The organism is Paenilisteria newyorkensis, from assembly GCF_000766145.1.
GTDB lineage: Bacteria > Bacillota > Bacilli > Lactobacillales > Listeriaceae > Listeria_A > Listeria_A newyorkensis.
This window is the reverse complement of sequence record NZ_JNFB01000037.1, coordinates 1-904: the sequence shown is the minus strand read 5'-3', so window position 1 is coordinate 904 and position 904 is coordinate 1. Positions and strand designations below refer to the sequence as shown.

The 904-nt window shown below is 42.9% G+C and carries 1 protein-coding gene; it reads right to left on the bottom strand.

Going from position 1 to position 904, the window contains the following annotated elements:
• A partial coding sequence (locus EP58_RS12060; protein WP_149028271.1) for an IS110 family transposase occupies positions 1-904 on the bottom strand: 904 nt, incomplete at both ends.

Below are 904 nucleotides of genomic sequence, written 5' to 3'. Positions count from 1 at the left end.
ACCGATCAATTTGGCCAATTTCAGCGATTAAGCCAGCGGCGTATACTTTACCGACGCCTGGAATGCTTGTGAGACATTGATACTCTGGGATAGCAACGACAAGTTGTTCGATGGATTTATCTAGCGCTTGGATACTATTTTCTAATCCGCGTATTTGGGCTGCAATCGCGCTAAGTACGGCATCGATAGATTCTTGCGCAACACTTCCAAGTCTGTAACTACCTCGAATCGCTTTTTTGATGGTTTTGGCCAATGCTTCTGGTTGTTTAAACCGCCCCCTTCCTTTTTCTTGAAGTAAGGAAGCGAAGTCTTCTAAGGGCATCTCTGCTAAATCATCTAAACTGTAATCTTCGGTGAAGAGACTTAATAGAGTGGCGCTGAATACAGAAGTGCTCGAATCGCTAGCCTTGAGCTCTCTGGTCAGCGTATTACACTTGTAGGTTAAGTTTTCAAGAAAATGTTGCTTTGCTTCTACTAATTGCCCAATCATTTGATACCTTGCACGTGTTAAGCGTTGCAAGGCCATGTATTTTTCTTCTTTGATGGGAGAGGTTGTAAACCGTTGGATGCGCAAAAAATCTGCGATTCTTAACGCATCATTTTTATCCGTCTTATCTTCATCAAACATGCGAGAAAATTGCTTGATGCGAAATGGATTTTCCACAGTGACTACCGTTGGTAAGGCACGCAGTGCCTCATCTTCGTTGAAAAACATGGCTGGGTGAAAACTGTACATGGATGTGGATTCCATGCCTATAACAATCTGTGTAAAGTGCCATGCCTCATGACATACAAGAATCTTTTCTTTGATTGTGGTTGCGCCAACCACATCGTTTCCTAGCGACATTTCTGCGAGTACAGTGAGCGAGTCATCATCCGTTAAAAAGCATGTATCCAGTTTTTC